The 26964-nt window shown below is 40.9% G+C and carries 25 protein-coding genes; 12 read left to right on the forward strand and 13 right to left on the reverse strand.

Features of this window, described 5'->3' with window-relative positions; all coding sequences use genetic code 11:
• Window positions 1-5: 5 nt before the first annotated feature.
• The 3 genes from V7O62_RS00585 to V7O62_RS00595 form a co-directional block, all read right to left on the reverse strand.
• Window positions 6-1013 carry a type II glyceraldehyde-3-phosphate dehydrogenase gene (locus tag V7O62_RS00585; RefSeq protein WP_406657073.1) on the reverse strand — a complete coding sequence of 336 codons (1008 nt, stop codon included), beginning with the start codon at window positions 1011-1013 and terminating at the stop codon, window positions 6-8.
• Window positions 1014-1110: 97 nt separating this feature from the next.
• Window positions 1111-1299 (reverse strand): CooT family nickel-binding protein, encoded by a 189-nt coding sequence (locus V7O62_RS00590; RefSeq protein ID WP_406657074.1) that lies wholly within the window; start codon window positions 1297-1299, stop codon window positions 1111-1113.
• 15 nt (window positions 1300-1314) lie between these two features.
• Window positions 1315-2190 carry a damage-control phosphatase ARMT1 family protein gene (locus V7O62_RS00595; RefSeq protein ID WP_406657075.1) on the reverse strand — a complete coding sequence of 292 codons (876 nt, stop codon included), beginning with the start codon at window positions 2188-2190 and terminating at the stop codon, window positions 1315-1317.
• Window positions 2191-2349: 159 nt separating this feature from the next.
• On the opposite strand from V7O62_RS00595, the gene V7O62_RS00600 reads away from it, so the two are divergent.
• The 3 genes from V7O62_RS00600 to V7O62_RS00610 all read left to right on the forward strand — a co-directional run bounded on the left by V7O62_RS00600 (window position 2350) and on the right by V7O62_RS00610 (window position 4570).
• The gene (locus V7O62_RS00600) at window positions 2350-2874 is read left to right on the forward strand and encodes a VIT1/CCC1 transporter family protein (RefSeq protein ID WP_406657076.1); all 525 of its coding nucleotides are present in this window, start codon (window positions 2350-2352) and stop codon (window positions 2872-2874) included.
• Between the two features lie 107 nt (window positions 2875-2981).
• A complete protein-coding gene (locus V7O62_RS00605; RefSeq protein ID WP_406657077.1) occupies window positions 2982-3929 on the forward strand; it encodes a calcium/sodium antiporter in 948 nt (315 codons plus the stop codon).
• A gap of 83 nt (window positions 3930-4012) precedes the next feature.
• Window positions 4013-4570, forward strand: coding sequence for a CBS domain-containing protein (locus tag V7O62_RS00610; RefSeq protein ID WP_406657078.1), 558 nt, complete (start codon window positions 4013-4015; stop codon window positions 4568-4570).
• 72 nt (window positions 4571-4642) lie between these two features.
• On the opposite strand, the gene V7O62_RS00615 is transcribed toward V7O62_RS00610, so the two are convergent.
• Window positions 4643-5473: a helix-turn-helix transcriptional regulator gene (locus V7O62_RS00615; protein ID WP_406657079.1), complete on the reverse strand. Its 831-nt coding sequence runs from the start codon at window positions 5471-5473 to the stop codon at window positions 4643-4645.
• 402 nt (window positions 5474-5875) lie between these two features.
• Between V7O62_RS00615 and V7O62_RS00620 the strand changes: the two genes are divergently transcribed.
• From V7O62_RS00620 to V7O62_RS00640, 5 genes are all read left to right on the forward strand, one after another.
• Complete coding sequence (locus V7O62_RS00620) at window positions 5876-6922, forward strand: heparan-alpha-glucosaminide N-acetyltransferase domain-containing protein (RefSeq protein ID WP_406657080.1); 1047 nt, start codon at window positions 5876-5878, stop codon at window positions 6920-6922.
• Between the two features lie 266 nt (window positions 6923-7188).
• Window positions 7189-8340, forward strand: a complete 1152-nt coding sequence (locus V7O62_RS00625; protein ID WP_406657081.1) for a pyridoxal-phosphate-dependent aminotransferase family protein — start codon at window positions 7189-7191, stop codon at window positions 8338-8340.
• 26 nt (window positions 8341-8366) lie between these two features.
• A complete protein-coding gene (gene ribC, locus V7O62_RS00630) occupies window positions 8367-8831 on the forward strand; it encodes a riboflavin synthase (RefSeq protein ID WP_406657082.1) in 465 nt (154 codons plus the stop codon).
• 33 nt (window positions 8832-8864) lie between these two features.
• Entirely contained in the window at window positions 8865-9269 is a 405-nt protein-coding gene (gene ribH, locus V7O62_RS00635; RefSeq protein WP_406657083.1) for a 6,7-dimethyl-8-ribityllumazine synthase, read from the forward strand.
• Window positions 9270-9313: 44 nt separating this feature from the next.
• Entirely contained in the window at window positions 9314-10456 is a 1143-nt protein-coding gene (locus V7O62_RS00640; protein WP_406657084.1) for a pyridoxal phosphate-dependent aminotransferase, read from the forward strand.
• 17 nt (window positions 10457-10473) lie between these two features.
• Here the strand turns inward: V7O62_RS00640 and V7O62_RS00645 are convergent, their stop codons facing one another.
• Complete coding sequence (locus tag V7O62_RS00645; protein ID WP_406657085.1) at window positions 10474-10911, reverse strand: adenylyltransferase/cytidyltransferase family protein; 438 nt, start codon at window positions 10909-10911, stop codon at window positions 10474-10476.
• Between the two features lie 319 nt (window positions 10912-11230).
• Between V7O62_RS00645 and V7O62_RS00650 the strand changes: the two genes are divergently transcribed.
• The gene (locus tag V7O62_RS00650) at window positions 11231-14158 is read left to right on the forward strand and encodes a PAS domain S-box protein (protein WP_406657086.1); all 2928 of its coding nucleotides are present in this window, start codon (window positions 11231-11233) and stop codon (window positions 14156-14158) included.
• Between the two features lie 100 nt (window positions 14159-14258).
• Here V7O62_RS00650 and V7O62_RS00655 read toward each other — a convergent pair whose 3' ends face one another.
• From V7O62_RS00655 to V7O62_RS00670, 4 genes are all read right to left on the reverse strand, one after another.
• Window positions 14259-14495, reverse strand: a complete 237-nt coding sequence (locus V7O62_RS00655; protein ID WP_406657087.1) for a cytochrome b5 domain-containing protein — start codon at window positions 14493-14495, stop codon at window positions 14259-14261.
• Between the two features lie 100 nt (window positions 14496-14595).
• A complete protein-coding gene (gene msrA, locus V7O62_RS00660) occupies window positions 14596-15099 on the reverse strand; it encodes a peptide-methionine (S)-S-oxide reductase MsrA (RefSeq protein WP_406657088.1) in 504 nt (167 codons plus the stop codon).
• Between the two features lie 215 nt (window positions 15100-15314).
• On the reverse strand, window positions 15315-16112 hold the full coding sequence (locus tag V7O62_RS00665; RefSeq protein ID WP_406657089.1) for a DUF1638 domain-containing protein: 798 nt from the start codon (window positions 16110-16112) through the stop codon (window positions 15315-15317).
• Between the two features lie 69 nt (window positions 16113-16181).
• A complete protein-coding gene (locus V7O62_RS00670) occupies window positions 16182-16355 on the reverse strand; it encodes a hypothetical protein (RefSeq protein WP_406657090.1) in 174 nt (57 codons plus the stop codon).
• A gap of 150 nt (window positions 16356-16505) precedes the next feature.
• On the opposite strand from V7O62_RS00670, the gene V7O62_RS00675 reads away from it, so the two are divergent.
• Window positions 16506-17003, forward strand: a complete 498-nt coding sequence (locus V7O62_RS00675; protein WP_406657091.1) for an N-acetyltransferase family protein — start codon at window positions 16506-16508, stop codon at window positions 17001-17003.
• Window positions 17004-17104: 101 nt separating this feature from the next.
• Here the strand turns inward: V7O62_RS00675 and V7O62_RS00680 are convergent, their stop codons facing one another.
• Entirely contained in the window at window positions 17105-17371 is a 267-nt protein-coding gene (locus V7O62_RS00680; RefSeq protein WP_406657092.1) for a hypothetical protein, read from the reverse strand.
• A gap of 289 nt (window positions 17372-17660) precedes the next feature.
• Between V7O62_RS00680 and bfr the strand changes: the two genes are divergently transcribed.
• Complete coding sequence (gene bfr, locus V7O62_RS00685) at window positions 17661-18131, forward strand: bacterioferritin (protein WP_406657093.1); 471 nt, start codon at window positions 17661-17663, stop codon at window positions 18129-18131.
• 84 nt (window positions 18132-18215) lie between these two features.
• Here bfr and V7O62_RS00690 read toward each other — a convergent pair whose 3' ends face one another.
• From V7O62_RS00690 to V7O62_RS00700, 3 genes are all read right to left on the reverse strand, one after another.
• Complete coding sequence (locus tag V7O62_RS00690) at window positions 18216-18758, reverse strand: pyruvoyl-dependent arginine decarboxylase (RefSeq protein ID WP_406657094.1); 543 nt, start codon at window positions 18756-18758, stop codon at window positions 18216-18218.
• A 147-nt stretch (window positions 18759-18905) separates the two neighbouring features.
• Window positions 18906-22391, reverse strand: a complete 3486-nt coding sequence (locus tag V7O62_RS00695) for a nitric oxide reductase activation protein NorD (RefSeq protein WP_406657095.1) — start codon at window positions 22389-22391, stop codon at window positions 18906-18908.
• Between the two features lie 9 nt (window positions 22392-22400).
• Window positions 22401-23231: a CbbQ/NirQ/NorQ/GpvN family protein gene (locus V7O62_RS00700; RefSeq protein WP_406657096.1), complete on the reverse strand. Its 831-nt coding sequence runs from the start codon at window positions 23229-23231 to the stop codon at window positions 22401-22403.
• Between the two features lie 523 nt (window positions 23232-23754).
• Here V7O62_RS00700 and V7O62_RS00705 point away from each other — a divergent pair.
• Window positions 23755-26862: a PAS domain S-box protein gene (locus V7O62_RS00705; RefSeq protein ID WP_406657097.1), complete on the forward strand. Its 3108-nt coding sequence runs from the start codon at window positions 23755-23757 to the stop codon at window positions 26860-26862.
• The last annotated feature ends 102 nt before the right edge of the window (window positions 26863-26964 follow it).

A 26964-nucleotide genomic window follows, 5' to 3' on the forward strand; every position in this document is an offset into this window, starting at 1 on the left:
GGGTATCAGATACCCATTGTTTTGTTAGTTTTTACTACAGACTTTGCCCCGTCACTCTCAAGTTCCATCATGGCACGGATAGCATCTACATTTTCGGGAATAACATCGGATTCCTGGTGGATTCCCTGGAAGAAGTAAAGTTCTCCTTCGTACATGGTGATGGATTCATCCCATATGCAGTTCTCCCACATGTCTCCTCTTGGACGCCCGAGGTCTTTACCCAATTCCATGACTTCGGCTGTTGAGCTGATTCCCTGGCCTACAAATCTTATACGGGATTGTTTTGCGAACAGGTCTTTAACATCTTCTGAAGAGCAGTCCTTTTCAAGCTCAATGTTCAAGGTATGCAGGTGCATCAGTGTTGTCGGGAGCTTGACTGCAGTGGATGCGATGTTGATGTGAGGCATAACTGTCTTTACATCAGGACCGTGATGCGAAGGCAGTTTGATTGGGTTTGGCACAATTGCGTTGATAGGTCCTTTCTTAATATCGTTAGGGTCTGCTGCCCTTCTCATAAGAGTAACTCTTACCTTCTTCACACCAAATTCCTGGTCAAGTGGATAGATAACCCTGCAAAGTCCGGTTGTGTTACAGGAGACGACCCTTACAAAGTCCCTTCCGAGAGCTTCTTCATAATTTGAGATGGCATTGAATGAGCAGCCTGCGAGTTCATGGTCCTCACCACCCTGCCAGATTCCCTTAACTCCTGCCTTCTCATAGAGTCCTTTGTTCTTCTTACCGATGCCACCGGGAGTACAGTCAACTACAATGTCTGCGTTATCTACCATATCTTCCACGGTGCCTGCCACAGGCATTCCGGCTTCTTTCATTGAATCCGCTTTTTCAGCAGGAGTATATAATGCATAGCCCTTATCAACTGCAATTGATGCCTCATAGTTTGGCCTTGTCTTGGAAACACCTACGATCTCCATGTCATCCTGCAGGCTAACAGCATCTGCTACTCTCTTACCTATTGTACCGTAACCATTTATTGCTACTTTTACCTTTGACATCTAATGTTCCTTCCATTCAGTTCAAAATTTTGATTGCTATTTGAGTAATAATTATACAGGCTATAAAATCAATTTGCAAACTTTTTCATCCTGTATACTATTTTCCAAGTATTATAGTTTCCCCTTTTGAAAAATCGACCTCTTTAATCGAACCTTCGATGATCTCTTTTTCTCCGAGCAAGCCATAAAGCTGGATAGAATCCCCCTCCACAACCATCTTTGTGACAGATTCCATAACTGTTTTACGCTCGTCTCCCTTTATCAATATGGCATTTAGTTCACACATTTTATTTTCCTCCCTTTACTCGAATAACCTGGCCACAGAACAGCCTTTTGGAGCGCCGATATCTTCACCTACCGGATCGCACTTTACCTTAAGTAAGTAAGCTATAGGCTTATAATTTTCTTCTGATAGGGTTTCATAGTTAGCCATACCTTTGCTGATTATAAGTGAAGCGTTATCAAGAGCATCTTTAAGTTCCTTAGGTGCTTCGTCAAAACAAACACCAATGGCATTGGAACCCGTTGTCAAAACCTGGTCAACCTTTTTATCTATGCCAAATTGCTTTACTTCGTCCATAGTCACATCATTGAGTATCGGAGCACCGCGAACGACCAGAGTAATCTTTCCACCCATTTTCCTTATCATCTCAAAGACAAATGTATCAATGAGTATTTCTCCGCAGTTGTCAGCCAGGTATACAACGTTGCTGAGCTTATCCAGCATCTTGTCAGTGTCATCTATATCCAGTCCGCGCCTGAAATGTTCCCGAAATGTCTCATCGAAGACATCGATTGGTACTTCAAGCCCCATGACTCCGTAGTCGAAATAATTGCCTATTACAGATGCTAGGACAGCACGCTTGAAAGTGGCAACATCATCTTCATCGCCGTCGAATACATGCGAGCGAATAGTAGGAAGGAATTTTTCTGCTATTCTGCTGCTTAACTCTTTCTTTTCTCTGTAGGGATCATTATCATTGAGTATCTCGTAGGCTTTCCTGTGCATGGGCGTCGAGAGAGCAGCGGCAGGCATGCCGGGAGTGTAAATGCTATTGAGAACTTCGATTCCTCCCTGTACGGCTTCATGCATGAGATCTACATCGTCCGTAGATAATTCCGCTTCCATGTGTACTCTCGAGAGCAGGCAGTATGTGCATCGTGGGTGGACTTTCATGGGTAAATTCCTCAGTTGGTGTGACCTTTATCCTCTGACAGGAAATAAACGTACCTGCTAATATCCGAAAGCAAAAAAAACTTTGTGTGTATATTTATCTACTTTAAGTGCTTATCATGAAAAAGTGCCATTATTAAAATATTTTCCAGAGACGTTAATATGAAAATTAAGACCGAACAGGGCCGTTATATTATTCTCGGATGCATCGACGGCACCCTGGCTGTTCTGGGAGTCGTAATCGGAACATCCCATGTATCAAGTGATACTTCAATCGTCATCAATGCAGCACTCGGAGGGGCCATAGCTCTTGCACTGACGAACGGTATCGGCTCTTATCTTGCTGAAAGTGCCGTTGAATACGGCAGACTCGCAGAACTTGAGAAACCATTACTCAGGAGTCTGGAAAGAACCCGTCTGGAACAGGAGACTAAAAAGAAGATATGGAGTGATTCCTTCTTCCATGGCGGTGCAAGTTTTTTGGGATCACTGGTGCCTATTTTACCTTTCCTGCTTCTGGATGCTAACCAGCTTGAGGTTGCGATAGTATTCAGCATCATAGTTCTTTCAATACTTGGTGTGTTTTCCGGGAAACTTGCAAAACAGAGCCTTATCAAGCATTCGGCCCGGATGGTGGGTCTGGGGATACTGATCGTTGCAGCAGTCACGATACTTGGACTTGAATAATCCCGGCTGAATTTAAGGGTTTTTTCTTGTCTTTTGTTTTCTGATGTTGCCGGTAAGCTCTGTGCTAACTCTTACCTTTAAATGCAATGGTGCATTATAGGCAATCCATGGTAATGGAGACAATTGCATTGCTGATCGTGGGTCTTGTAATGATCACCAAGGGTGCGGACTGGTTTGTAGAGTCTGCGGTGGCCATATCTGAGAAAAGTGGCATACCAAAAATCATAATTGGCGCCACAATTGTGAGTTTTGCCACAACATCGCCTGAGTTCGCAGTTTCTGTTACAGCAGCATACATAGGCCATACGGACCTTTCTGTCGGTAATGCAGTCGGTTCTGCGATATGCAATATCGGTCTTGTTCTGGGACTTGTTGTTTTAATAAAGGCTATTCCTGTAGAACGGCATGGTTTTATCCGCAAGAGTGCGTTTATGCTCTTCTCCGGTATCTTACTTATCCTTACAACTCTTGACAGGCAACTTTCATCATTTGATGGCCTTCTTCTTCTGACTGTATTTGTTGCTTTCATGTATTACAACTACAAACTCCAGCGCACAGTGTTTAGCGAGGAAGATGATGAATTTACCAGGGCATCTGCAAAGGATATGAAAAAAGAGATCCTGATCTTTATTTTGGGTGCCAGCCTGGTCGTGGTAGGCAGCCGTATTCTTGTTGATTCGGGCATCACCCTGGCCGAGTGGCTCGGAGTTCCTGAAATGCTCATCGGTCTTACACTTGTAGCTTTTGGAACTTCACTCCCTGAATTAATTACGGCGATTTCATCAACCCTGAAGGGACACCAGGATATTTCCATTGGTAATATTCTGGGTGCTAACATCATGGATATCACTCTTATACTCGGTGTTTCTTCACAGATCAGGACTCTGGATATCCTAGAGCAATCAGTGATTTACGACTTCCCTGTGATGATGTTTATCATGACCCTTCTGGTAATCTTCGGGATTACTGGTAGTAAGCTGGAAAGGTGGGAAGGCTTTCTGATACTTGCAACTTACACTGTTTATATTGCCGGACTTTTCATCTTTTTCATATGAAATTCTTTCTCATCTTTTTCCTTCCCTGCAGGCTTTGACAGGGAAGGTATGCCTTATATATTATAATTACCTTCAGTAATATTATGCAACTTCCAACTCCAGAGGAATTAAAAGATAAAAGAACAGAACTGGGGCTTACTCAGAGTGATCTTGCAAAACGTGCAGGTGTCAGCCAGCCTCTGATAGCCAGGATTGAATCGGGTGATGTTGATCCCAGGCTTTCAACTTTAAGGAAGATCATTGAAGTTTTCGAAGATGTTGAGAAGGAAGATATCCAGGTGGGCAATATCATGAATACTAATGTCATTTCTGCTCCTCCAGAAGAACATATCGATGTTGCCGTGCAGATCATGGAAAAGCATAATATTTCCCAGATACCCGTGATATCAAAGGGTGTGTCCGTTGGTAGCATTTCCGAGGAAATGATAGTAAGGTCTCTGGCGGGCAAGAAGAAAAACACGGTATCTCATATGCTGATCAAGGAAATGATGGGCGATTCCTTCCCGACCGTCTCTCCGAACGCGGATATAAAAATGGTTTCTTACATGCTGGAAAGAAACCCTGCTGTCCTTGTGCTGGAAATGGGTAAGGTCGTGGGTGTTGTGACAAAGCATGATGTGCTGAAGCTATTGAGTGATTAGGCGAAATGAAGTTCAAGACTATTAATCCGGAGTTTGCTATCCAGCACTATTTTTCAGGAGCTTAAAATCCATTCATATTTCAGCTATCGGCCTGGAGTCCTTCAAATAATACTCAACCAGATCTCTTCCCCATTGAAGTGCAGTTGGGCTTGAACACAAAATATACTTGTTATCATATTCTCCTTTTTTATTCAGTAAGCGCATGAGAAAATAAGAACTTGTATATGAGCATGAAAGGAAACCTGTTTCTTTGGTGAGAACAGATAAGTGGAGCAAAGGATTTTCCAGGAGTTCCGCAAAAGAGGAATAGAAGTCAGTGCGTATCTTATCAAGTAAATCTTCAGAAATGATTAAATTTACATCTATGTTACAGGCGAGCAATTTAGCCACTATCTCATCAGTGTTAGGATAAAGGAATGTGGCAATAGCACCATAATAATTCGATACGATAGGTTCCCGGGTGGACTTACCAATAGTTTCAGAAGTTTCTTTTGTAACAGAGTAAATGTCAGGGACACTATATATGTCTGAAAGACAGGGACTGACCACATCACATTTTCCAAGCTTACTTATTGTTTTCAATAGCTCGTTTGGGATCTGATCAAGCTTACGAGTTCCCCAGTAGTTGATATCATTGTCAAAAACGTTTATTATATCCTGCAGGGGTTTCATCTTATCAACCACCAATCTCCCGATAACCGTTAATTTGTAAGTGTCATGCACCCGGGAAAGGAGATGATAATCTTCCAGTATCTTTATTTGCGGGAGCAACGCCTGTCTCCTTACCTCCAATGACTCAAGGATGAAATCCATCTCCTTAGGCCCGTCATGCAACAAAAGCAGCATATTTTTTCTTTTTTCAGATGCGAATACCACATCAACCAAGGACTTCTTTATTGCCAACTCTATCCTCCGAAAAATGAATCTCTCTTACATTTATTTATACGTATTGTAATACTTAAATAAATGTAAGATTTTTTATTCATTTTGTTGGGGAATGTGGCGGGTGTTTTACTTGCACAGATTTTCTGCTTTTAAGTTCAATCTCCATTCTAATTTCCCACTCTACTGTTTGGAGAATAACATTTAGACTTTTGAAATAGATTCGTACATTTGATGAATGTATAACAAGGTATTAAATTTCCAGGAGTGAATGCAAATTTTAACATTACACATAGCTAAAAGCCAAATGCTTGAAAATTAATTCGCTAAGTAATTTATTGCTAATACAAAGAATATGTCTATATTTTGTAGTACCTGACTAAAATTCGAAATACTTATAGTCAATAAAAAATCATAAAGACAATGAGTGCTATGCAAAAATATGTCAGCCAAAAACAAAGAGTTGTATTTTTAGACATAGCCAGAGGGCTTGCAATTTTGTTCATGATTGCTCAGCATAGCATGCTGGTACATGAAGTAAATGAAGGTGAAGGGTCCAGCATTCTTGGTAATATTTTTCTTTTGCTGGGTACCGCTCCTGCAGCTCCTGTGTTTCTTATTATCATGGGAATATTCATAGCGAATTCTAAAGCAAGTACTCAAAGAAATATAATCAGGGGGATAAAGATATTTTTATTGGGTTACGTTCTGAATTTTGCACGGTTTACAGTCCCGCTGCTTATTGCAGGAGCACTAGGTAGCCCGTATACTGAAGGAGAAACACCTTTGGATTACTTTCTTGCAGTAGATATCTTACAACTGGCAGGTCTCTCGATGATTTTCGGAGCTCTGGTCAAACCGTATGTAGAAAATAAATTCATTATCCCATTAATTATACTACTTATTATGCTAGTTTCTCCGCTTTTGTGGGGGATTCTTAATGAAAATATAGTTGCCTCTTTGTTTTGGGGAAGTGGAGAACATGTCTATTTCCCGTTTTTCCCCTGGTTTATTTATCCACTATTGGGCATGTACTTGAGCAAGTATTTCCTGGATCCGGGTTTTATTAAGGACAAATTTAGGAATATTGTTTCATATGGAATCTTGCTTTTGCTAACAGGTATTTTGCTAACTAGTGTTTTCCCGGATATGGATTATCAACGTAGTGGAATAGCTCTTCACCTGATTATCATTGGGTTTGTACTTGTATGGATTCCTGCCTGCTATGCCATATCGCAAAAAGTTACAAAGAAAAATACAATCATAAAGACTCTGACGTTCTGGAGCAAAAATGTAACTTCAATGTATTTCATCCAATGGGTTTTGTTTGGATGGAGTATCCTGATCCTGGGTGTTAATATGTACAGTGCTGCAGTTGCTGCATTAATAGGCTTATCAGTGCTTATTGTCACTCACTATTTAATAAAAAACGATAAAGTTGTACAACTATTCTCGTCTCTCTCTAAATGAGAAATGGAAACTCTCAAGGCTTATTTTATTGTTCCGCATCAAATTTTCCTTATGTTAACGACATAGGAGATAGAATTTTACAAAGATGCAGAATTACTCCTTCCTACTACATTTAAATAATAATGTTACATATCAGGCACGAATACCTAATAGTTAAAATGGCCCGCAGCACAGTTCGTGTGCTCTTCATCTGTTCGGTTGCCAATGATTTTAATTATGAGAGATTCTGTCATTCACATATATTACATTAGAATCAGGAGATTTACATGGAAATTGAAGATACGCTTCTTATGATGCCAGGACCGGTTCCTGTTGCACCTCGTGTTCTTCGGGCTATGTCAAAGCCCATGATCAATCACAGGGGAGCAGAATTTTCAGCAATGTATGATGATTGCTGCGAAATTCTGGCTGATGTCTTCCAGACTAAAAATGATGTATTCATCTTGAGTGGTTCGGGTACCGCCGCAATGGAAGCTGCAGTTGGCTGTACTGTAGGTCCTGAGGATACCGTAGTTGCTCTTGAAAACGGTAAATTCGGAGAGCGCTTCAAGGATATTGTCGCAAGGTACGGAAAAGTAAACCCTCTGGAGAGTGAATGGGGACACTCTTTCGACCTCGATGAGGTCGAAAAGAAACTTGAAGAAGGTGCAAAAGCCATAACTCTTGTCCATAACGAAACTTCCGTTGGAATCCAGAACCCGGCTAAAGAGGTTGGTGAGCTTGCAAAGAAATACGATGCTCTCTTCATTATGGATGGTGTAACCACCCTTGGAGGAGATCTCGTCAAGACTGATGACTGGGGTGTTGATATTGCCGTTGTCGGTTCTCAGAAATGTCTTGCTGCACCACCAGGTCTCTCTATGATCTCTGTAAGCGAGCGTGCTTTCGAAGCAATGTCTGAAAAAGACTCCTTACCGTATTATCTTGATCTCAAGGCGTACAAGAAAAGTGGTGACAAGTCACAGACCCCATATACCCCGGCAGTTCCTCTTTTCTTCGGTCTCCAAGAAGCACTGCACATAGTCAGAGAAGAAGGTATGGATGCCAGGATCAATCGCCATTCAACCGGTGCAAAAGCCATACGTGCAGCAGCCGATGCAATGGGTCTTGAGATGTTCCCACAGCTTCACAATGATCACAGCCACTATTCAAATACCGTGACAGCCATGAAAGCTCCGGAAGGCGTTTCAGGTAATGATATAAAGAAAGACATGATGGCAAGGGGTATTACAATTGCCGGAGGTCAGTCTCATCTCAGTGGTAAGATATTCAGGATTGGCAGCATGGGCAATGTGCAACCAAAGGACATAATGCTAACAATACAGGAAATTGAAGTGGTCCTTAAAAAGAGGGGCATTGTATCAGATATAGGTGCAGGCGTGGAAGCCGCCAGCGAAGTGCTGGATACCCTGCTTTAATATTTTTCAGGAATTATCAGATAATTATGCCAGTAATCGGAATTGTGGATACGACCTTCGCACGCTTCAATATGGGCAAGGCTGCGGTGGATGAGATACAGAAGCACGCCTCTGCCAAGATCATCCGCAGGACTGTTCCGGGAATCAAGGACCTTCCGGTTGCAGCCAAAAAGCTCATTGAGGAAGAGAAGTGCGATATAATTATGGCACTTGGAATGCCCGGTGCGAAGGACAAGGACAAGATCTGTGCACATGAGGCATCCACCGGGATAATCCAGGCACAGCTTATGACGAATACCCACATAATCGAAGTATTTGTCCATGAGGACGAAGGAAAAGACGAAAAAGAACTTGCTTTTTTGATGGAACAGCGCTCCAGGGAGCATGCACTTAACGTGGTAAAAATGCTTTTCAAACCCGAACAGCTTATCAAGGAAGCAGGAACCGGGCAACGCCAGGGATTCAGGGATATCGGACCTGCAAGGGTCTGAACTCCTCCATTTATCAAAATCAAAGTGATCGATATGACTATTAAATTGGGATTTGTAATAGCAGAATTCAACAGAGACCTCACCTACCAGATGGAATTGCTGGGTGAGGAACACGCAAAGTTCCTCGGAGCTGAGGTTGTAGAAAAAGTATTGGTTCCGGGTGTCTATGACATGCCGTTAGCCATTAAGAAACTATGTGAAAACAACGAGATCGATGCAGTGGTAACTATTGGTATCGTAATTGAAGGTGCCACCGAACACGACGAGATAGTTGTACAGCATGCAGCAAGAAAAATTACCGACCTTTCCCTTGAATATAATAAACCTGTGGCTCTGGGAATCGCCGGACCCGGCATGACAAGAATGGAAGCTCACGAACGGGTGGATTACGGAAAGCGCGCCGTTGAAGCTGCTGTAAAACTTGTTCAGAGACTTTGATTCATGAAAAACCTTAAATAATATGCAAAAAGGTTAGGGTCTTCATGGCATCATCAAGGCTAAAAAGGGTAGAAGAGTCAGCAACCATCAAAGTTGCCAACATTGCTACCAAGTTAAGGCAGCAGGGCGCAGATGTCATCAGTTTCAGTCTGGGTGAACCGGACTTCGATACTCCTAAACATATTTGTGATGCAGCTGCTGATGCAATGTACAGAGGTGAAACCCACTATACTCCGTCTGCCGGAATTCCAGAACTAAGGGAAGCAATTGCAGAGAAGTTAAAAACAGAGAATAAGCTTGACGTAAACGCTTCGGATGTGCTCGTAACACCAGGTGCGAAACAGGCTATTTTCGAGATCATGTTAACCGTCCTTGACGATGGTGACGAGGCTATTCTTTTTGATCCGGCATGGGTCTCCTATGAATCAGCTATCAAATTTGCAGGTGCTGATACTGTCTGGGTTCCTACTGACCCGTATGATGGTTTCAAACCCCAGAATCTCGAAGAATATATTACTGATAAAACCCGCATAGTCGTCGTAAACACTCCTGGTAATCCCACAGGTGCTGTATATGACAGAAGCACACTGAAAAATATTGCAGATCTTGCTATAGATCATGATATACTTGTGCTCTCGGATGAGATATATGAGAAGATCATCTATGACAGGGAACATGTCAGTATGGGTTCAATTGAAGGCATGCAGGACAGGACAATTACAGTCAACGGTTTCTCCAAAGCATATGCCATGACAGGCTGGAGACTTGGTTATGCATGCGCAAGACCCGATATCTTTGACGGTATGCTTAAAATACAGTCCCACTCCGTAAGCAGTGCAACCAGCTTTGTACAATACGGAGGTTTGGCGGCTCTACAGGGTTCCCAGGAACCTGTAAAAGAGATGGTTGACGAATTCAAAATAAGGCGAGATATCCTTGTTAAGGGTCTGAATGACATTGGAATCAAATGTCAGACACCAGGCGGGGCTTTCTATGCCTTTGCAGACGTAAGTGAGTTTGGTGATGGAAACCAGATTTCAGAAAAGCTTCTTGTAGATGCACATGTTGCAGTTACACCAGGCTCTGCATTCGGCGAAAGCGGAAAGGATTTCATAAGAATATCCTATGCGACTTCACAGGAAAGGATCAAGGACGGACTTTCGAGAATTGAGTCTGCATTGACCTGATATCTTTTATTGTAAGTTCAGCGCTTTGCATCTTTTTCGTTGCAGCGCTCAATAACTTTTTTTATTATTCTTCCTGTACTGCACAATGGACACGTGCTTGATTCATTTACACGTACGACCCTGGCATGTAAATCACGTTCTCTGAGGTTTTTTTCGAGTTCTTCAATATCGAATGTCTGATCATATCCCAGGGCAATGATATCTGGTTTTATCTCCCTTATAGGCTCGAACATATCAGACTCACTCCCAAGAATGGCTTTATCTACAACAGATAATGAATTGACCATTTTTACTCGCTGCTCATCAGGAATTACGGGTTTTGGTTTATGCCGGATCATCGATTCTCTGGCAACTATGACATATAGTTCGTCACCAAGCTCCTGTGCTTTGCTGAGATAGAAAATATGTCCCGGATGAAGCAGATCAAATGTTCCTGTTGCGAGTACCCTTACCAAAAAAGATCACCTGTCTCGACTAATGCTATACAAGTCTATGTTAAATAAATCTACTCTTCTATTCTAATACAGTATTTTTGATAATGCTCTACTCTTGACGAACTTCTTCAATACCATCCAAAATTTGCACATTTTAATAAAAGAGGAACTATATTTTTATATATATCTTGTTTCAAATTACGTATAAACATGACTGATTTACTGAAAATGACTTCTTCTGCAACTTGGTCACTATTGTACACAAAACAAAAAAAGATGAAATTTGGCGGGTATGTAAGTTTAATGTTTTTTACTTTGCTTGATGTTTTTTGGTGAAAGCATGAAGGTCTACAATAAGACAATGATAACTCTAGGTATGGCCTTCCTGGTAATGCTTTTGCTGATAACTGTCTCAGTCAACCATATACTGACTGATAACTACAGGCATATTGAAGAGTTGGAAATGAAAGATAATGTCAAAAGGATAGAAAGGGCTATCCAGACAGAAGTCGACTATCTTGACACAACGGTCTATGACTGGGCTGCAAGGGATGACACATATTTTTTCATCAAATATAACAATTCGGAATACATCATAGCCAATCTTGACGATGATACTTTTTCCAATCTTAACATTAATTTCGTGTTCTTTTTTGATGATTCAGAGGACATCGTTTTTAGTAAATACTATAATCTGGAAGAACAAAAAGTTGCAGAAATCCCTCTAAGTCTTGTTGATGTGTTCCATCCGGGAAATCCTTTTCTGGAACATCCCGATACAAACTCAAACATATCAGGCCTGTTTCTCTCTTCTGAATCTCCGATGATCATAGCTTCTAGGCCAGTGATAAAGAGCAACAAAAATGGACCAGTTAGGGGAACCTTGGTCATGGGAAGATTCCTCGATGAGACGATGATCGGATCAATCGAGGAGAACACTTTGCTTCCTGTTGAGTTGATTCGTTTTCATAGTACTGACCTGCCTGATGTGCTTGAATACGATCGAACTAAACTGTCTGATGATGGCAATTTTGTAGGTATTGCTGAGACAGGTGAAACAGTATTTGGTTATGGATTAATTGAGGATGTCTTCGGAAACCCCGCACTGGTTTTGCGGACTCAAATGGACAGGGAGATATACCTGTACGGACTTCATATTATCAATTCCATTATTTATGTGGTCATATGTCTCTTCCTGATTGTTACACTGGCAATCTCATTAATACTGAAAAAAAACCTGTTTTCACGCCTGGACCTCTTAGGCGACAGGGTCAATGCAGTAGGATTAAAAGGGGATTTGAGTTCCCGTTTACAGATAGATGGTAACGATGAATTGTCCACACTTGCGGACAACATAAATGAGATGCTGTCTTCGTTACAGGAAACCTCCTCACTACTGAATTCCACTATCGAAACAACGGTAGAGGGAATAGTAATAATTGATAATGATTGGCATGTACTTCTGATTAATCCGTCTTTTATTCAAATGTGTAATCTGCCCCCTGAATTGCATTCTGAGAAAAATTCCGCTAAAATACTTGACCACATTTTGAAGGTTATTGAAAATAAAGAAGATATCCTGAATAAGATAAATGAAAGAATAGGCTCGACAATCAAAGGTAAGACCCTGGTGCAGTTCAAGGATGGCCGGGCTTTTGAAGTACATTCTCTTCCATTAATGATCGACAACACTGTTGGAGGGCGAATGTATATTTTCCATGAAGTCACTGAGATCATAGCGCGTGAGGAAGAACTGAAACGGCAGATAAGAATAAGGGAAAAGATTGAAAATGCATTGATTGTAAGTGAGGAAAAATTCTCAAAAATAGCCACGTTTGCAAATGATGCAATGATAATTATCGATGGGCAGGGGCAGTCTATCTTCTGGAATAAAGCTGCAACACGTATTTTCGGATATCAGGAAAATGAGGTGATAGGCAGGGATGTACATTCACTGCTGGCTTCTTCAAACTATCCAGAAGCTTTCAGACAGGATTTTGAACAATTGATAAAAGTAGGGAAAGGCAATGAATTAGGCAAAACGCTGGAAATGGAAGGTAAAAGAAAGGATGGCACAGAGTTTCCAATTGAGTTGTCCCTTTCTACAATAGAGCTTTCTGATGGTAGCTGGAATGCAGTGGCTATAATCCGTGATATTACAGAACGTAAACAAATGGATTTAATGGAAAAAGAGATCCTTGAAAGGTTAACTACCATTATAAATAATGTTGATGGTGGCATCATGATGATCGATGCGGTTACAAAAGAGATCGTTGACATCAACCCGGTTGCTGCAAGACTTATCGGCCTGTCTAAAGAGGAGATCGTAGGTAAACTCTGCCATAACTTTGTGTGCCCTTCAGACGAAGGTAAATGTCCGATTATCGATCTTAATCAGAAAGTGGATAAATCCGAACGCATACTCCTTACGCGTGACGGAAAAGAATTACCTGTAGTAAAGTCGGCTGTCTCTGTAAAAATGAATGATAAGGAGTATCTCATAGAAAGTTTTTATGACCTTTCAGTCAGGATGAAAGTTGAGGAGACACTCATAGAGGCTAAACTGGCTGCTGAGGAATCCAACCGTGCAAAAAGTGAATTCCTTGCATCCATGAGCCATGAACTCCGCACTCCTTTGAATGCAATTATAGGTTTTTCAGACCTTCTCCTGTTAAATGACCAAACGCCCTCTGACAAGCAAAACCGTTACATAAAGAACATATCTACCAGTGGCAAACATTTACTTGAGATTATAAATGATATTCTTGATCTTTCTAAGGTTGAGGCAGGAATGACCCAACTCACAATAGAAGAGTTCCATGTACTTGATGTGCTGGATGAGATTCTGAAATCCTTTATTCCTCTTGTCACAAAGAAAAACTTAAAAATAGACATTTCAAAAAATGAGGATATCATCATTAGCGCTGACAGGCTGAAATTCAAGCAAATTCTTTACAATCTTGTGGGCAACGCTTTTAAATTTACTCATGAAGGTGGCAATGTTTTCATATCTGTTAGAAAATCAGGTCAAATGCTACAAATGGTGATAAAAGATGATGGAATAGGCATTCCTCTTGAGGATCAGGACTTCCTTTTCGAACCTTTCAAGCAGGTTGATTCCGCTCTGAACAGGTCATATGAGGGAACCGGGCTGGGTCTTGCCATCGTCAAACGCTACGTTGAAATGCACGGAGGGACTATCAGGGTTGAAAGTGAACCCGGAAGAGGTTCTTCTTTTATCTGTGAATTGCCCCTGCATAATTATTGAATGATTGACTCATGATCGGAATTATAAGAAATTACCATTAATCATGTGAAAACTCAGATGGAACTAAAAAAAGACTATAGAAATGTCTGATCGACAATTGTTATTTTTTGATAACGCCTACAATTGGACAATCATCAAGAGAATCTGATTCATGGGGTGCTTCCAGATCGAGACTTTCCGTGAGATCCTCTCCTGCCTCGTGGAGTCCCATATGCTCTCCATCATCCCAGAATTCGTTATCTGTTACGTCATATACATTTCCAGAGTAGACTACATAGGCTCTTTGTCCATCTCTTCCATTAAATTTTGAAACTTCTTCCAACGTAAATTCCTGCATATCTTCACCAACTAGAATTTTTCAGGTTATTTAGATATTTATAAGGTATCTTGTGTTTTATGCTTTTAAATGTATTGACTGAAATTCCCTGCTGGAAAATTTATATGCTGCAACCTCCTCTTCCGGTCTTCTCGAAATACTGTTGATGGTATTCTTCTGCACGATAGAATGCACCTGCAGGAACTATCTCCGTAACAATGTCGGACCGGTACTCCCCTGATTCCTGAAGTTTTGTCATTGATGCCAGAGCGGCGTCTTTCTGCTTCTCGTTGTGATAGAATATTACAGATCTGTATTGGCTTCCTATGTCAGGACCCTGCCTGTTGAGTGTTGTCGGATTGTGCGTTGCCCAGAAGAGTTCCAGAAGTTTATCATATGACACAACTTCAGGATCAAATACAACCTCAACAGCTTCTGCATGTCCGGTCTTGCCACTGGATACATCCTTGTAAGTCGGATTTTCAAAGTCCCCGCCGGTATAACCAACCTGTGTGTATTTTACACCATTCACCTTTCTGAAAGCCGCTTCAACTCCCCAGAAACAACCGGCTGCAAAAGTTGCAATTTCATTCCCCTCACTAAGCAATTCTTCTTTTGATTTCATATTATCCCCCACTAAATCGGTAGGAACTATTTGCGGTGCATCACATGATGTGCCCGCATACATAAAAGCCGAGATCAATAAAATAAAGAATATCCTACCTCTTGTTTGTGACATTTATTTCAATCTTGTATTGTTTTTGGGTATTGCTAAGTCTGTTAACGATGACGTATATACTTTTCTCAGTGTTTTCGTATGCATGAAGGTATGATGTCAAGTCAAATCATGATTAACCCCATGTCTTTTTTCATGGATACATAGCATTTACTGAATACTTGCTGGTTACCTTCGATTTCGAGTATTTCGAAATCAAATATTCTGGCAAACTCCTCTACTTTTTCATCAAAATCGGTGGTGTATCCCAGTCTTGTGTGAACTTTTGCAACTCTTTTGTACCCGGTAATCTCATTTACTTTCCTGAGCATCTTTAATGTTTTTTCAGGTTTTAACGGGTCCACCCGCATGATTTCTTTCCATGAGTGGGCGTACATGGGTGTGAAAAGAAATGTTCCCTGATCACTGAACTTTTTGAGAGCTTTAAGGTATTCTTCACCACCTCCAAGTGTTGCTCCCACGCAGTCATCCACTATTCGCTTCTCATCCCTGAGTATCCTTACAGGACATGTGGATTCCTGATCCTTGAAATCTTCCTCCACCCTGTCAAGGACGTTGCCACAAAGGCCGTAGAAAAGAAGTATTCCGTCAGAGTATGGAGTGATACCTTCCAGAAGTTTGTAGACTTCTTCACGCAGTATCTTTGGAAATTCATGAAGGGCAAGTTCTACCAGGTAAACCATGATAGTATATTTTTCATTGTCAGCTTTTCCGGAGACTTGAGGAATGTCGGTCAATTGCTTCAGATCATATTTCAAGCCTACATTTTCTAGCTTTGTAAGAAACCCCTGCTCTTCATTATTCTTGATCACACAGATCTCATCAACTTCAGGATCATTCTCTAGAAGATGGATTATTTCATCCTGTAATATCTTGCATGATAGTATCGTCATCACCGGCATATTATCACCCTAGATCTCTCCTGATTTTTCACATTCAAATACATCTTCCTATTTTGTTAACTTTTCATTCTACTTGTTCTTTGTGAGACTCAGGTATGCAAAAGTGGTTACAAATACCAGAATTCCTGCCGGGATACCCAGAAAAAGTGAAAAGAATATTCTGTCGGAGAGTACTTCTGTCACAAGTATCATCGTAAGGATAAAAGATATAAAACTCAGGATGAATCTCAGGATCAATTTCATATCTTCTATTATCCTCCTTTTCTGTCTTTTTTGTTCAATCTGCTATAATCAGTAACCCTTGCCAATACTTTAATAACATCGCCTATTATCCAAATAATAATTCCAATAAAGATTAACTTATTTGCTCTAAAAATGGCTTCTGGTTAAACCATGACAAAGAATGATGACCGCTTAAAAATAAGCATCAGACAGACAGATGAAAAGGATGTTCCATTGATATTGGAATTTATAAGATTGATTGCCGAGTTCGAACATCTCAGTGATAATGTCATGGCAAGCGAAGATAGCATCAGAGTAGCATTCTTTGGTCCAAGGCCATACGCTGAGGCTGCAGTAGCAGAAGCCGGAGACAAACCTGCTGGTTTTGTAACTTTCTTTCACAATTTCTCTTCTTTTATGGGTAAACCTAGTCTTTATGTTGAGGACATCTATGTACATCCTGAGTACAGGGGAATGGGTGTCGTCAAGGCATTGATGTCATATTGTGCCAGGATTGCAAAGGAAAGGGATTGTGGCAGGATGGACTGGAGTGTACTTGACTGGAATCCTGCAAGAAAATTCTATGAAAGCCTGGGAGCTAAGGCTGATGGAAAATGGATAACCTACCGTCTTGGTAAAAAAGGTATTTTTGAACTTGCAGGTGATTAATTTTAAAAGAATAGATTTCGGTTAGTGCAGTTAAAAAACACAGTATGTTGAAAAAAGATTTGCCACCATTTTCATGAGGTGGCATTTACAGGCAGATAGAATTATTCTTCTGCAGGGACCTCTTCGTCTGTCATCTCTTCGGTGACGTTTGTCTCCTCTTCAGTGACATTCATATCAGTCATTTCAGTAGCATTCTCATCTACAGTTGCATTTTCGGTCATATTTGTGTCTTCTGTGACCTCTTCAGCACCTGTGTCGTCTGCATGTTCTTCTTCAGTTCCACTTTCTTCAGTTGTGTCTGTACATCCTGATACGGCTACAAGTCCGATCATCAGGAAAACCAATAATATGCTCAGAATTTTTTTCATGACTACTCTCCTACATATTCTATATATTCTATGGGTGGCTATACATTCCCCATATTTTATTTAACACTTTCGATTTAATGCGCCGATGATATGTGGTTTTTAGGTTTGGATAAGAAAAAGGAGTTTATCGGTTGCGTTCAATTGATGCATAAAGTAAGAGGCATGTTTAACTGGTTCTGTAATCATTTGCTTTAAATACAAAAGGACCAGACAACATTTTTTGTGGGGAACTAGAGATATGGTTATAAGGTGTGAAATCTATAAATGATTTTACAGGGGAGGTCTGTATATGAAGGGGAATGAAAAAATCATTGAACACCTAAACGCTCGTTTGTCTGAGGAATTGACAGCTATTAACCAATATTTTGTCCATGCCGAAATGTGCGAGGACTGGAATTATTCGCGACTGCATGAGGAAATAGAGAAGCGGGCTATTCAGGAAATGAAGCACGCAGAGATGCTGATTGCACGCATCCTTTTCCTTGAAGGAAAGCCTATAGTCAGCAATCTTAACGAGATTCGAATAGGGGATGTAGTGCCGAAGATGCATGAGAATGATCGCTGGTCCGAGGAAGGGGCAATTAAAGGTTATAACGAAAGCATCCGCTTGGCATCAGAACTGGGAGATAACAATACTAAAGTACTTCTTGAATCGATCCTGAAGGATGAAGAGGAACACATCGACTGGCTTGAGGCCCAGCTTGAAGAGATTGAACAGATGGGTGTCGAAAATTATCTGGCAGAGCAGATATACGAGTGAGGGAGATATTACCTCACTAACTATTTTTCTTTTTTCCGACTGAAAAATATTGAGGCTTATTAATCCCTTTGGAAAATATCTTTTTCACTCGATAAACACCATTGCTGCTACTACTGTAGTCCATTTACCGTTTGCATCCCCGTAAGCAGTCTGACAGTAATGGGTTGTATCAAAAATATGGCCGCTTGCCTTGTAAACCTGTTCCCTTTCTTGCCAGGCAGAGTTAGCATCGAATTCGATTCCCAGAGTAGTTGCAAGCATAGTTGCCGCAATATCCTCGGCATATTCTCCTGCTTTTTCCTCTTCTTCTCCGTATGAATGATGTTCGGAGATATAGCCGTAGTTCTTCTCGTTAACTGGAACAGCAGTTCCGACTGCAGCCGATACCAGTCTCTGCGGCTCATTCGTATCGTTGCGTGCCAGGACGCAGTGGACGATCTCGCCTGCCCCAAGCTCTTTGAGTCCTTCATCCCTGGAGACTATCTTGCAGTTAGGAGGAAGTATGCTGGATACACTGACAAGATTGTATTTCTCGATTTTTGCATCCCGTAAAGCAAGTTCGAATGACGCCAGTCTGTCTTTGTGAACGCCGAATCCTTTTGTTAAAAACGCCCTTTTAGGTGCCATGTTTATTCTCTCTTTATGCTTAAACTGTTAAATAGTAATTATAAGTGTCCGTATTGACTTCCCCTTATACATGAAACTTGTTTTATGAATTTAATGGTTGTGAATATGGCAAAAGACATTGGGAGGAGCATTCATACCTGAAAATATTCAGGTAGTTATCCTCTTATACAACAAAGGAAGACGCTCAGGAAGCGATCTTGCATCATCTATTATCGTATAACCCACATCAGAGAATATATTATCAAGATACTTTCCAGGATTGGAATCCACTGTAATGCAGAAGAAATTTATTCCCTGGGCATTTCCTTCCCTTATTGCAATTCTGGTGTCTTCTTCGGCAACACTTCCTTTGTAAGCACTTTCTCCTCTTGAAGTGTCGAAGGGTTCACCATCTGAAAGCAGTATAAGCATCTTTGTTTTAGCGTCGATTTTTTCCAGTTTTTTTATAGAATGACGAATGGCGGGACCAAGTCTTGTGTTGGATACCGGCTCCAGAAGACTTATCCTGCGTGCAACGTTTTCAGATAGTTCCTCCTCAAATTCCTTTATTACAAAGTATTCAACATCATCCCTTGTCTGGCCGGAAAATGCGTAGATTGCGTACTTGTCACCAATGCTTTCAAGGGCTTGTATCATAATTGTAAGTGAGTCCTTTTCCACATCTATAATACTCTTTCCTTCATACCCCACCATTTTTCGGGTAGAATAACTGACGTCTATAAGAAAAAGAGTTGCAACGTCCCTTTCGTGCTTGTCCCATCTGAGGTAAAGCCTGTCATCGGGATTAATCCCGCACTTTTTCTGTATCAGGGCATCGATGAAAGCATCGATGTCAATCTCAGTACCGTCTGTCTGCTCCTTCATCCTGCGGAATGTCTCCGGTTTCATCCTGTTGAATGCACGCTTAATCAGGGCTATCTCATTCCTATAATGCTGTGATGCATTTTCATAATAATCACTGGACATACCACTTGGCTCTATCTCATTTACCGTACACCAGTCAGCTTTATAATCATTAATAACGGCATCCCATTCGTCATAACTGTAACTGCCGAGTAGCTTCCAGTTCTTGTCCGTAACATAAGTAGACTGGCGTTTGACTTTTTCCTCTTTTGGTCTTTCCTGTTCTGCAGTCAGTTCCACTTCACTTTCAGGAATGAAATTCTTGATAATATTCTCGTGTGACCTGGAAGAAAGAGGATCCTTCTTCCCATATGCTCCGATACCCACTCCACGATAGTCGATATTCTTCAGTATTTCATACTCTATTTGGCTTAGTGGGCCCAGTTGCTCATCAAGCATGATATATATCTTGAAAGTAATATCAAGGGAATCAAGAATAGTCGATCTTTTTCGGAATATCCTGTTTTTCAGCAGAGTCCTTGTCCTGTCTAGCAGGCTCTCTATATCTGCATTTATACTATAAACAGGCTCATGGCCGGTTGAGATCCACAAAAGTATTTCCATAAACTCTTCAAGTTTTCCGTTTTGGACAGGTCTGGCCAGAAGCATCTGGTGTCTTATTCTCTCAAGATCCGAGCGAACTCCCCTATAATGCTCCATTATCCTGTACTCGACTCTTGCATCTTCCAGGATTCCCAGTATGGTGCCTGCCAGTGCTTCGTTGGGATAAAGGGCTATAATATCGGATATATCAACGATGCCTTCGGGTTGCAATCCTGAAAGATAAGTTCCCTTCTTTCTGGTCGTATATCTTCTTTTTATATCTGCTATCATTCCGGCTGCATCTTCAAGGCTTATAGCATGGGAACTAAACTGTACGTGACCGACTTCATGCATAATGCTCAGCTTGTATACCTTGAAGTTATCCTCAAAATCACCGTATTTCTTTATCCGGGGTGTAAGGTAGATAGTCTTACCTGCGACCACGGGATTGATTGCATCGGGTTCTTCATCCATCTGTATCATTTGTCGGGAAAGGATATTGAAATTAACACCTGATAATCCAAGAGCATAATATCTGAGGACACTGGCAACCTCATTGAGTGCTGCTGACCCTGTCAGTTTTTCAATAAATTCTTTTGAGCTTTTGGACTTAAGGGAAAAGTAAGGTCTTCCAAGTGGAGGATTATCTTCAAAGATACCTATACCGTTCAAGGCCCACTCTTCAAGCTCACTGACTTCCAGATTCTTTAGGAGAGGGGCCGAATAGGTAAAATAATCGATTGCCAGGTCCTTATCCTGGTCATAAATCTTAATTCCGGTACCTGCCCATTTCCTTATATTTTCAGATTCTGTATTCTTGGTTGCGTCGGGAAGATTTTCAAAAAATATACCTGCAAGCAGCCAGTCTTTATCAAGCAGCATACGTGCTGTTCTGAGAAGTTCGCCATGATATGTTGAACTGCTCTTTTTAAGAGCATTGGTAAAATTCCTGAAATAATCGTTTCCAAAAGTGCTGCTTTCCTTTGAGATATCTTCCCCGATCTGTACCCATTCATTGAATTTTTCCTTTGTAAGATACTTCAAAGCCTGGGTTGAATATTCAAAATAGCTCTCTACACATTCAGGCCTGATGAGTGCAAGCCTTATACCTATATCAAGTAGAAACTTTCTATCTTGTCGTCCATGTCTTTTTTCAGGGTACTGGATGCCGTAGTATTTGTTCAGTCCTTTGAAGCTTCCATAGATGAAAGCCTCAAGGGCAATTTTATCGCCGGAGAGCGAATCGAGTGCTTTGTCAGTCCATTCGGTAAGTTCGTCCATATCAATGGAAGCAATTATGTCAGGACTTCTGTTCAGGAAAGATTTAGCAGCATTATCATCTACCTTTGTTATTTTAGAAACTTCGGACACCCATATATTGAAATCATGATCATCCAGTACTTCCATTGCATGGGGTGAGCTCATGAACAAGGCAGAAATAGTTTTTTCATCATATTCCGCAAATGTATCCAGGGCTTCAAGAAGCTTCCTGGCTCTTTGCGGAGGTATCTGGAAGAACACTTCAGCACTTGAATTAATAATGTCAACTGCAGTAATCCAGTTCGTTTCGAGCAGACTTGCTATGATGCTACACCACAACCGAAAGTCTTCAGGTGAGAGCAGGGAATGTAAATGAGGCAGGTTTTTGAAATATTCCTCGGCAACGTTCACGTTCACATCAGCAAACGCTCTGCCAGCCAGAACAAGCTCTTCAAAGTTTTCAAATTCAGTAGAGATTACCACATTTCCCGTATACTTAAAATAGGCTATCGCAAGCCATTTACTTTTCCTTGAATAGGACATGCCCATGTCAGTCCATTTTTCGAGAAGGAGAATGCCTCCTTTTTTAATTATGAGTACTGAGGAGTTAAAGAAACCTTCACAACAGGACACACTTAACGCTGAAGCTTTATAGGCTAATTCCCGCCATCTGTTGAAGTCTTCCATGCTGCAGAAACTATAAATTACAGGCGCTGTTCTCAGATAAGCCAGAATTATCCTCTTTCCGTTTTTCAAGAACCGGACTCCGGCTTGAAGTACATTTTCCACTTCATTATAGTGCAGCCCTTCGAATTGCTTTACAACGTTCCGCCTATTTTCGATATCAAGTTTTGGGAAGTGAACTTCTATAAGCTCTAAAAGCTCTTCCTCTGTTGGATCTGTTTGTTCAGTGGTATCTCTTTTCAAGATGTTTTTTCACTCCACGATTGCATTGATAATCTCATCGATACTTTTCTGGAGGTCAACGTTGTCCGTTATCGGCCGTGCCATAGCTATTCTGCAGGCTTCCTTGGGTTCTATGCCTTCATGTATCAGCTTGCCTGCATATATCAAAAGGCGGGTACTTACTCCTTCTTCAAGTCCGTGGTGCTTGAAATTGCGTATCCTCTGGCCTATCTCAACCAGATATTTTGCTGTTTCCTCATTTACCAGGCTCTCATGGGCTACTATCTTTCTTTCAAGATCTGCTGGAGGATAATCAAAGTCTATGGATACAAACCTTTGCCTTGTGCTTTGTTTCAGGTCCTTGACGGCACTCTGGTAACCGGGATTATAGGATATAGCAAGCATGAAGTCGGGTGATGCTTTAAGAATTATACCTAATTTGTCTATTGGGATAATGCGTCTGTCATCTGTCAAAGGGTGTATGACAACTATCGTATCTTTCCTGGCCTCTACAACTTCATCAAGATAGCATATAGCTCCGTTTTTGACAGCTTTTGTGAGAGGCCCGTCGGTCCACTCTACTGATTCACCTTTGATAAGGTACCTTCCTACAAGATCGGTGGAAGTAAGGTCTTCATGGCAAGCAACGGTTATCAGGGGACGTTTCAACCTGTAAGCCATGTATTCCATAAAACGTGTCTTTCCACAGCCAGTCGGCCCCTTAAGATTGATGGGTAGCAGGTTCTTGTAAGCTGCTGTAAATATTTCTATCTCATTACCTATCGGAACATAGTAAGGCTCTTCCTCGATGAGATATTCTTCAACAGGTAATTCTTCAGATAAAGAACATTTTGCTGTCATGGCATTATCCTCTCTTGTAACTGTGAAATTTGTTCTTACTTCTTTATATCAACTGTGCAGAGAGGCCGGATAAAATGTCAAAAGAGATATTTCAATAATTTTTAAATTGAGGAAATTCTGGTATCAAATTCTACTTCTGGCTTCGTTGTTTGTATCAATTAGTAAATACTGAACACTATGCAATTTTAGATTTTGTAGAAATCATGGATGACAAAATTTTCGAATAAGTAGTTTCTGTTTTATCCCGGACAAAATAAAAATGTGGGGAAGCCAAGATGCAGAAATATTACTGCTGCACATTTGTGGCTTGGTGCTCCTGTGTTGACCTATATTTCAGGATATGATTCCTAAAGAAACAGTTTAGTAAAACATAAATAATATGGTCCCATCATAAAAAGCGGGAATATAAAGCATACAAATGCTTTGATATGTGGGTGTTTTAACTTATCCGGTTGCGTAGTCCAGAGATAGTAAAGCACTGCTTAAAACGTACTCTTGAACTTTAGTTAAATTCAGGGGGACCATGAAAACTTCTTTACGTTCATCGGAAAACAGAGGGCATAATCCGTCAGTATTAACGGAAGGCAATTGTCCAGGGCATGTATGCAAGGATGATGCTGTTGGGGAACTGGAACTTGCTGACATCCTTGACTGTGAAAGCCTTCAATTAATGATGGAAGATTTTAACCGCTTGACTGGTCTTCTTCTTTCCATTGGTGATCGGCATGGAAATGCTCTGGTTGCTGTTGGATGGCAGGATATATGTACGAAGTTCCATCGTATACATCCTGAGACAAGAACTCACTGTACTGAAAGTGATTTGCAATTATGTAGTCGCTTAAATCCCGGCGAATACAAACTTTACCGATGCAAGAACAACCTTTGGGATGCAGCTACTCCAATTATTGTGGATGGTTTGCATTTAGGAAACCTGTACTATGGTCAGTTCTTTTTCGATGATGAGGATATACCTTATGATACTTTCAGACAGCAGGCCAGAAAATACGGCTTTAATGAAGAAGAGTACATGGAAGCGCTTGAAAAAGTGCCACGTCTGAGTCGGGAAAAATTTGATGCGGTAATGTCATTTTATACCCGGCTAACTTATCTTATCTCCAATCTTAGCTATAGCAACATCAAACTTGCAAGAACGCTAGACGAACGTGACAATCTGCTCACATCGCTGCATGAAAGTGAAAGCCAGTTCCGTAGTTATGTGGAACAGGCACCTGATGGTGTATTCATAACAGATGAAAAAGGCAATTACGTTGAAGTTAATGAGGCTGCAAGCAGGATCACCGGCTATTCCAGGAAAGAGCTTTTGGAGATGAATCTGGAAGATATAACATTTCCTGATGATATGGAAAATGCCTTATTGCACTTTCAGAATGTTGTTGAAACCGGAAAAGCTGTAGGTGATTTCCACTTTTTGAAACGAGACGGTGAAAAGATAATATGTACTGTAAAAGCGGTCAAGTTGAGTGAAAAAAGGTTCCTTGGATTCGTACAGGATGTAACCCAGCGTAAACATGTAGAAGATGAACGCAAAATTACTATTCGTCTTCTGAATCTTCTAAATGCATCCAATGATGTTCATGAACTCATTGACTCAGTGACAGAATTACTACAAGACTGCTCAGGCTGCGAAGCTGTGGGCATCAGGCTGAAAAAAGATGATGATTACCCATATTATCAGGCGCGTGGTTTCCCGGAAAATTTTGTAGTTCTGGAAAACTCACTGTGTTCAACTGATTCGAATGGAAATATCCTGAGAGATGAGCTTGGAAATCCTTTTCTGGACTGTATGTGTGGAAGCGTTATAAGTGGAAGATTTGATTCGGAAAACCCGTATTTCACTTCTCATGGCAGTTTCTGGACGAACTCGACCTCGGAGCTTCTTGCTAAAGCAGGTGAATCAGAAGGACAGATACATACGCGAAATCGTTGTAACGATGAAGGTTATGAATCAGTTGCATTAATCCCGCTGCGGAGTCAGGGAGGAACTCTGGGATTAATTCAGTTAAATGATTCGCGCAAAGGAATGTTTACTGCTGAACATATTGCCTTGCTTGAACGTCTTAGTGATAGCATTGCTATGGCATTAGCACAGCGACGGGCTCAGGAAGCTGCGATTTCTAATAAGGAAAAATTGCAAAGTATCTTCAGAGTTGCACCTGCTGGAATAGGTGTTGTTAAAAATCGTGTATTTACAGATGTGAATACTCGCATGTGCGAAATGACAGGTTATAATGCTGACGAATTGCTGGGCTTCAGTTCTCGCAAGCTATATCTGACACAGGAGGATTTCGAGTATGTCGGAAAAGAAAAATATCGGCAGATTGTAGAAAAGGGCACCGGTACCATTGAAACCCAATGGAAACGAAAAGACGGTGCAATTATTGATGTATTACTTTCCTCCACCCCCAGAGATAGCTCTGACTTTTCAAAGGGAGTAACCTTTACTGCACTTGATATTTCTAAAAAGAAGCATGCGGAAGAAGCACTAAAGCATAGTGAAAGGATGTTTAAATCACTTTTTGAGCAGGCAGCAACAGGTGTTGCCCAGGTTGCCCTTGATGGACATTTCCTCAGGGTCAATGAACGTTTCAGTGAAATAATTGGTTATCCTGTTGATGAATTAGTTGAAATGAATTTCAGAGATATAACTCATCCCGATGACTTGCCTCTTGATGAAAAATATATCCGGCAGACTATTGCGGGAAATATTGATTCGTACGAAATAGAAAAACGCTATATACATAAAAAAGGCCATTCCGTATGGGCAAAATTATATGTAAGGATTGTTTGCGATGAAGATAGCAGAGGATTATATGCTATTTCAGTAATTGCGGACATAACTGAAAAAAGAAAAGCCGAAGAAGCTCTAATTTATGCAAAGGATATTGCGGATGAGTCTAACCGCATTAAAAGTGAAATGCTGAAGAATGTCACTCATGAACTCAGGACTCCTCTGACTTCGGTAATAGGATTTTCAGATCTTTTACTTAATGGGGACGGGAAAAAACTCAATGAGTCCCAGAGATCATATGTTGATTGCATTCATCAAAGCGGACAGGATCTTTTGAGCATAGTTAACAAAATGCTTGATTATGCAAATGTAGAATACAGAACGTCGGATTCACTGGAGCTGCAACCTGTCAATGTGAAGGATGTTATTTATGAAACCCTGAATATTCTTTCGTTAAAAGCATCAAAGAAAAATATTAAAATCGATATCAATATTGACCAAAACCTGGATTTGATCATGGCAGATAAAAGGAAGCTTGCTAATATCCTTTATAACCTGGTGGAAAATGCCATAAAGTTCACTGGCCATGAAGGATATATAAAAGTGGAAGCAAAAATCGAAAATGATTACGTTCTGTTTTCAGTGTATGATACAGGAATAGGTATAGCAAAAGAAAAGCTTGCAGGAATCTTTGAACCCTTCAGGCAGGTTGATGGTTCTATCTCCAGAAAGTACGGTGGCACGGGGCTTGGGCTTTCCCTGGTCAAAAAACTTGTTGAGATGCATGATGGGCATATATGGATAGAGAGTGAGCCTGGAAAAGGTAGCAATTTTTTGTTTGAAATCCCTGCAATTCCGGTAACCTGTGATATCAGGTGCTGATCTGATTTTCTTAGGAAAGATGTCGAGGGTAATCCTGTCTTAACTCTGGTTTTTGAAAATGTATATTGGGGCTGATGCGTCCAGAAGATCCAAATGAAATTG

Source organism: Methanolobus sp. ZRKC2 (genome assembly GCF_045291185.1).
Taxonomy (GTDB): domain Archaea; phylum Halobacteriota; class Methanosarcinia; order Methanosarcinales; family Methanosarcinaceae; genus Methanolobus.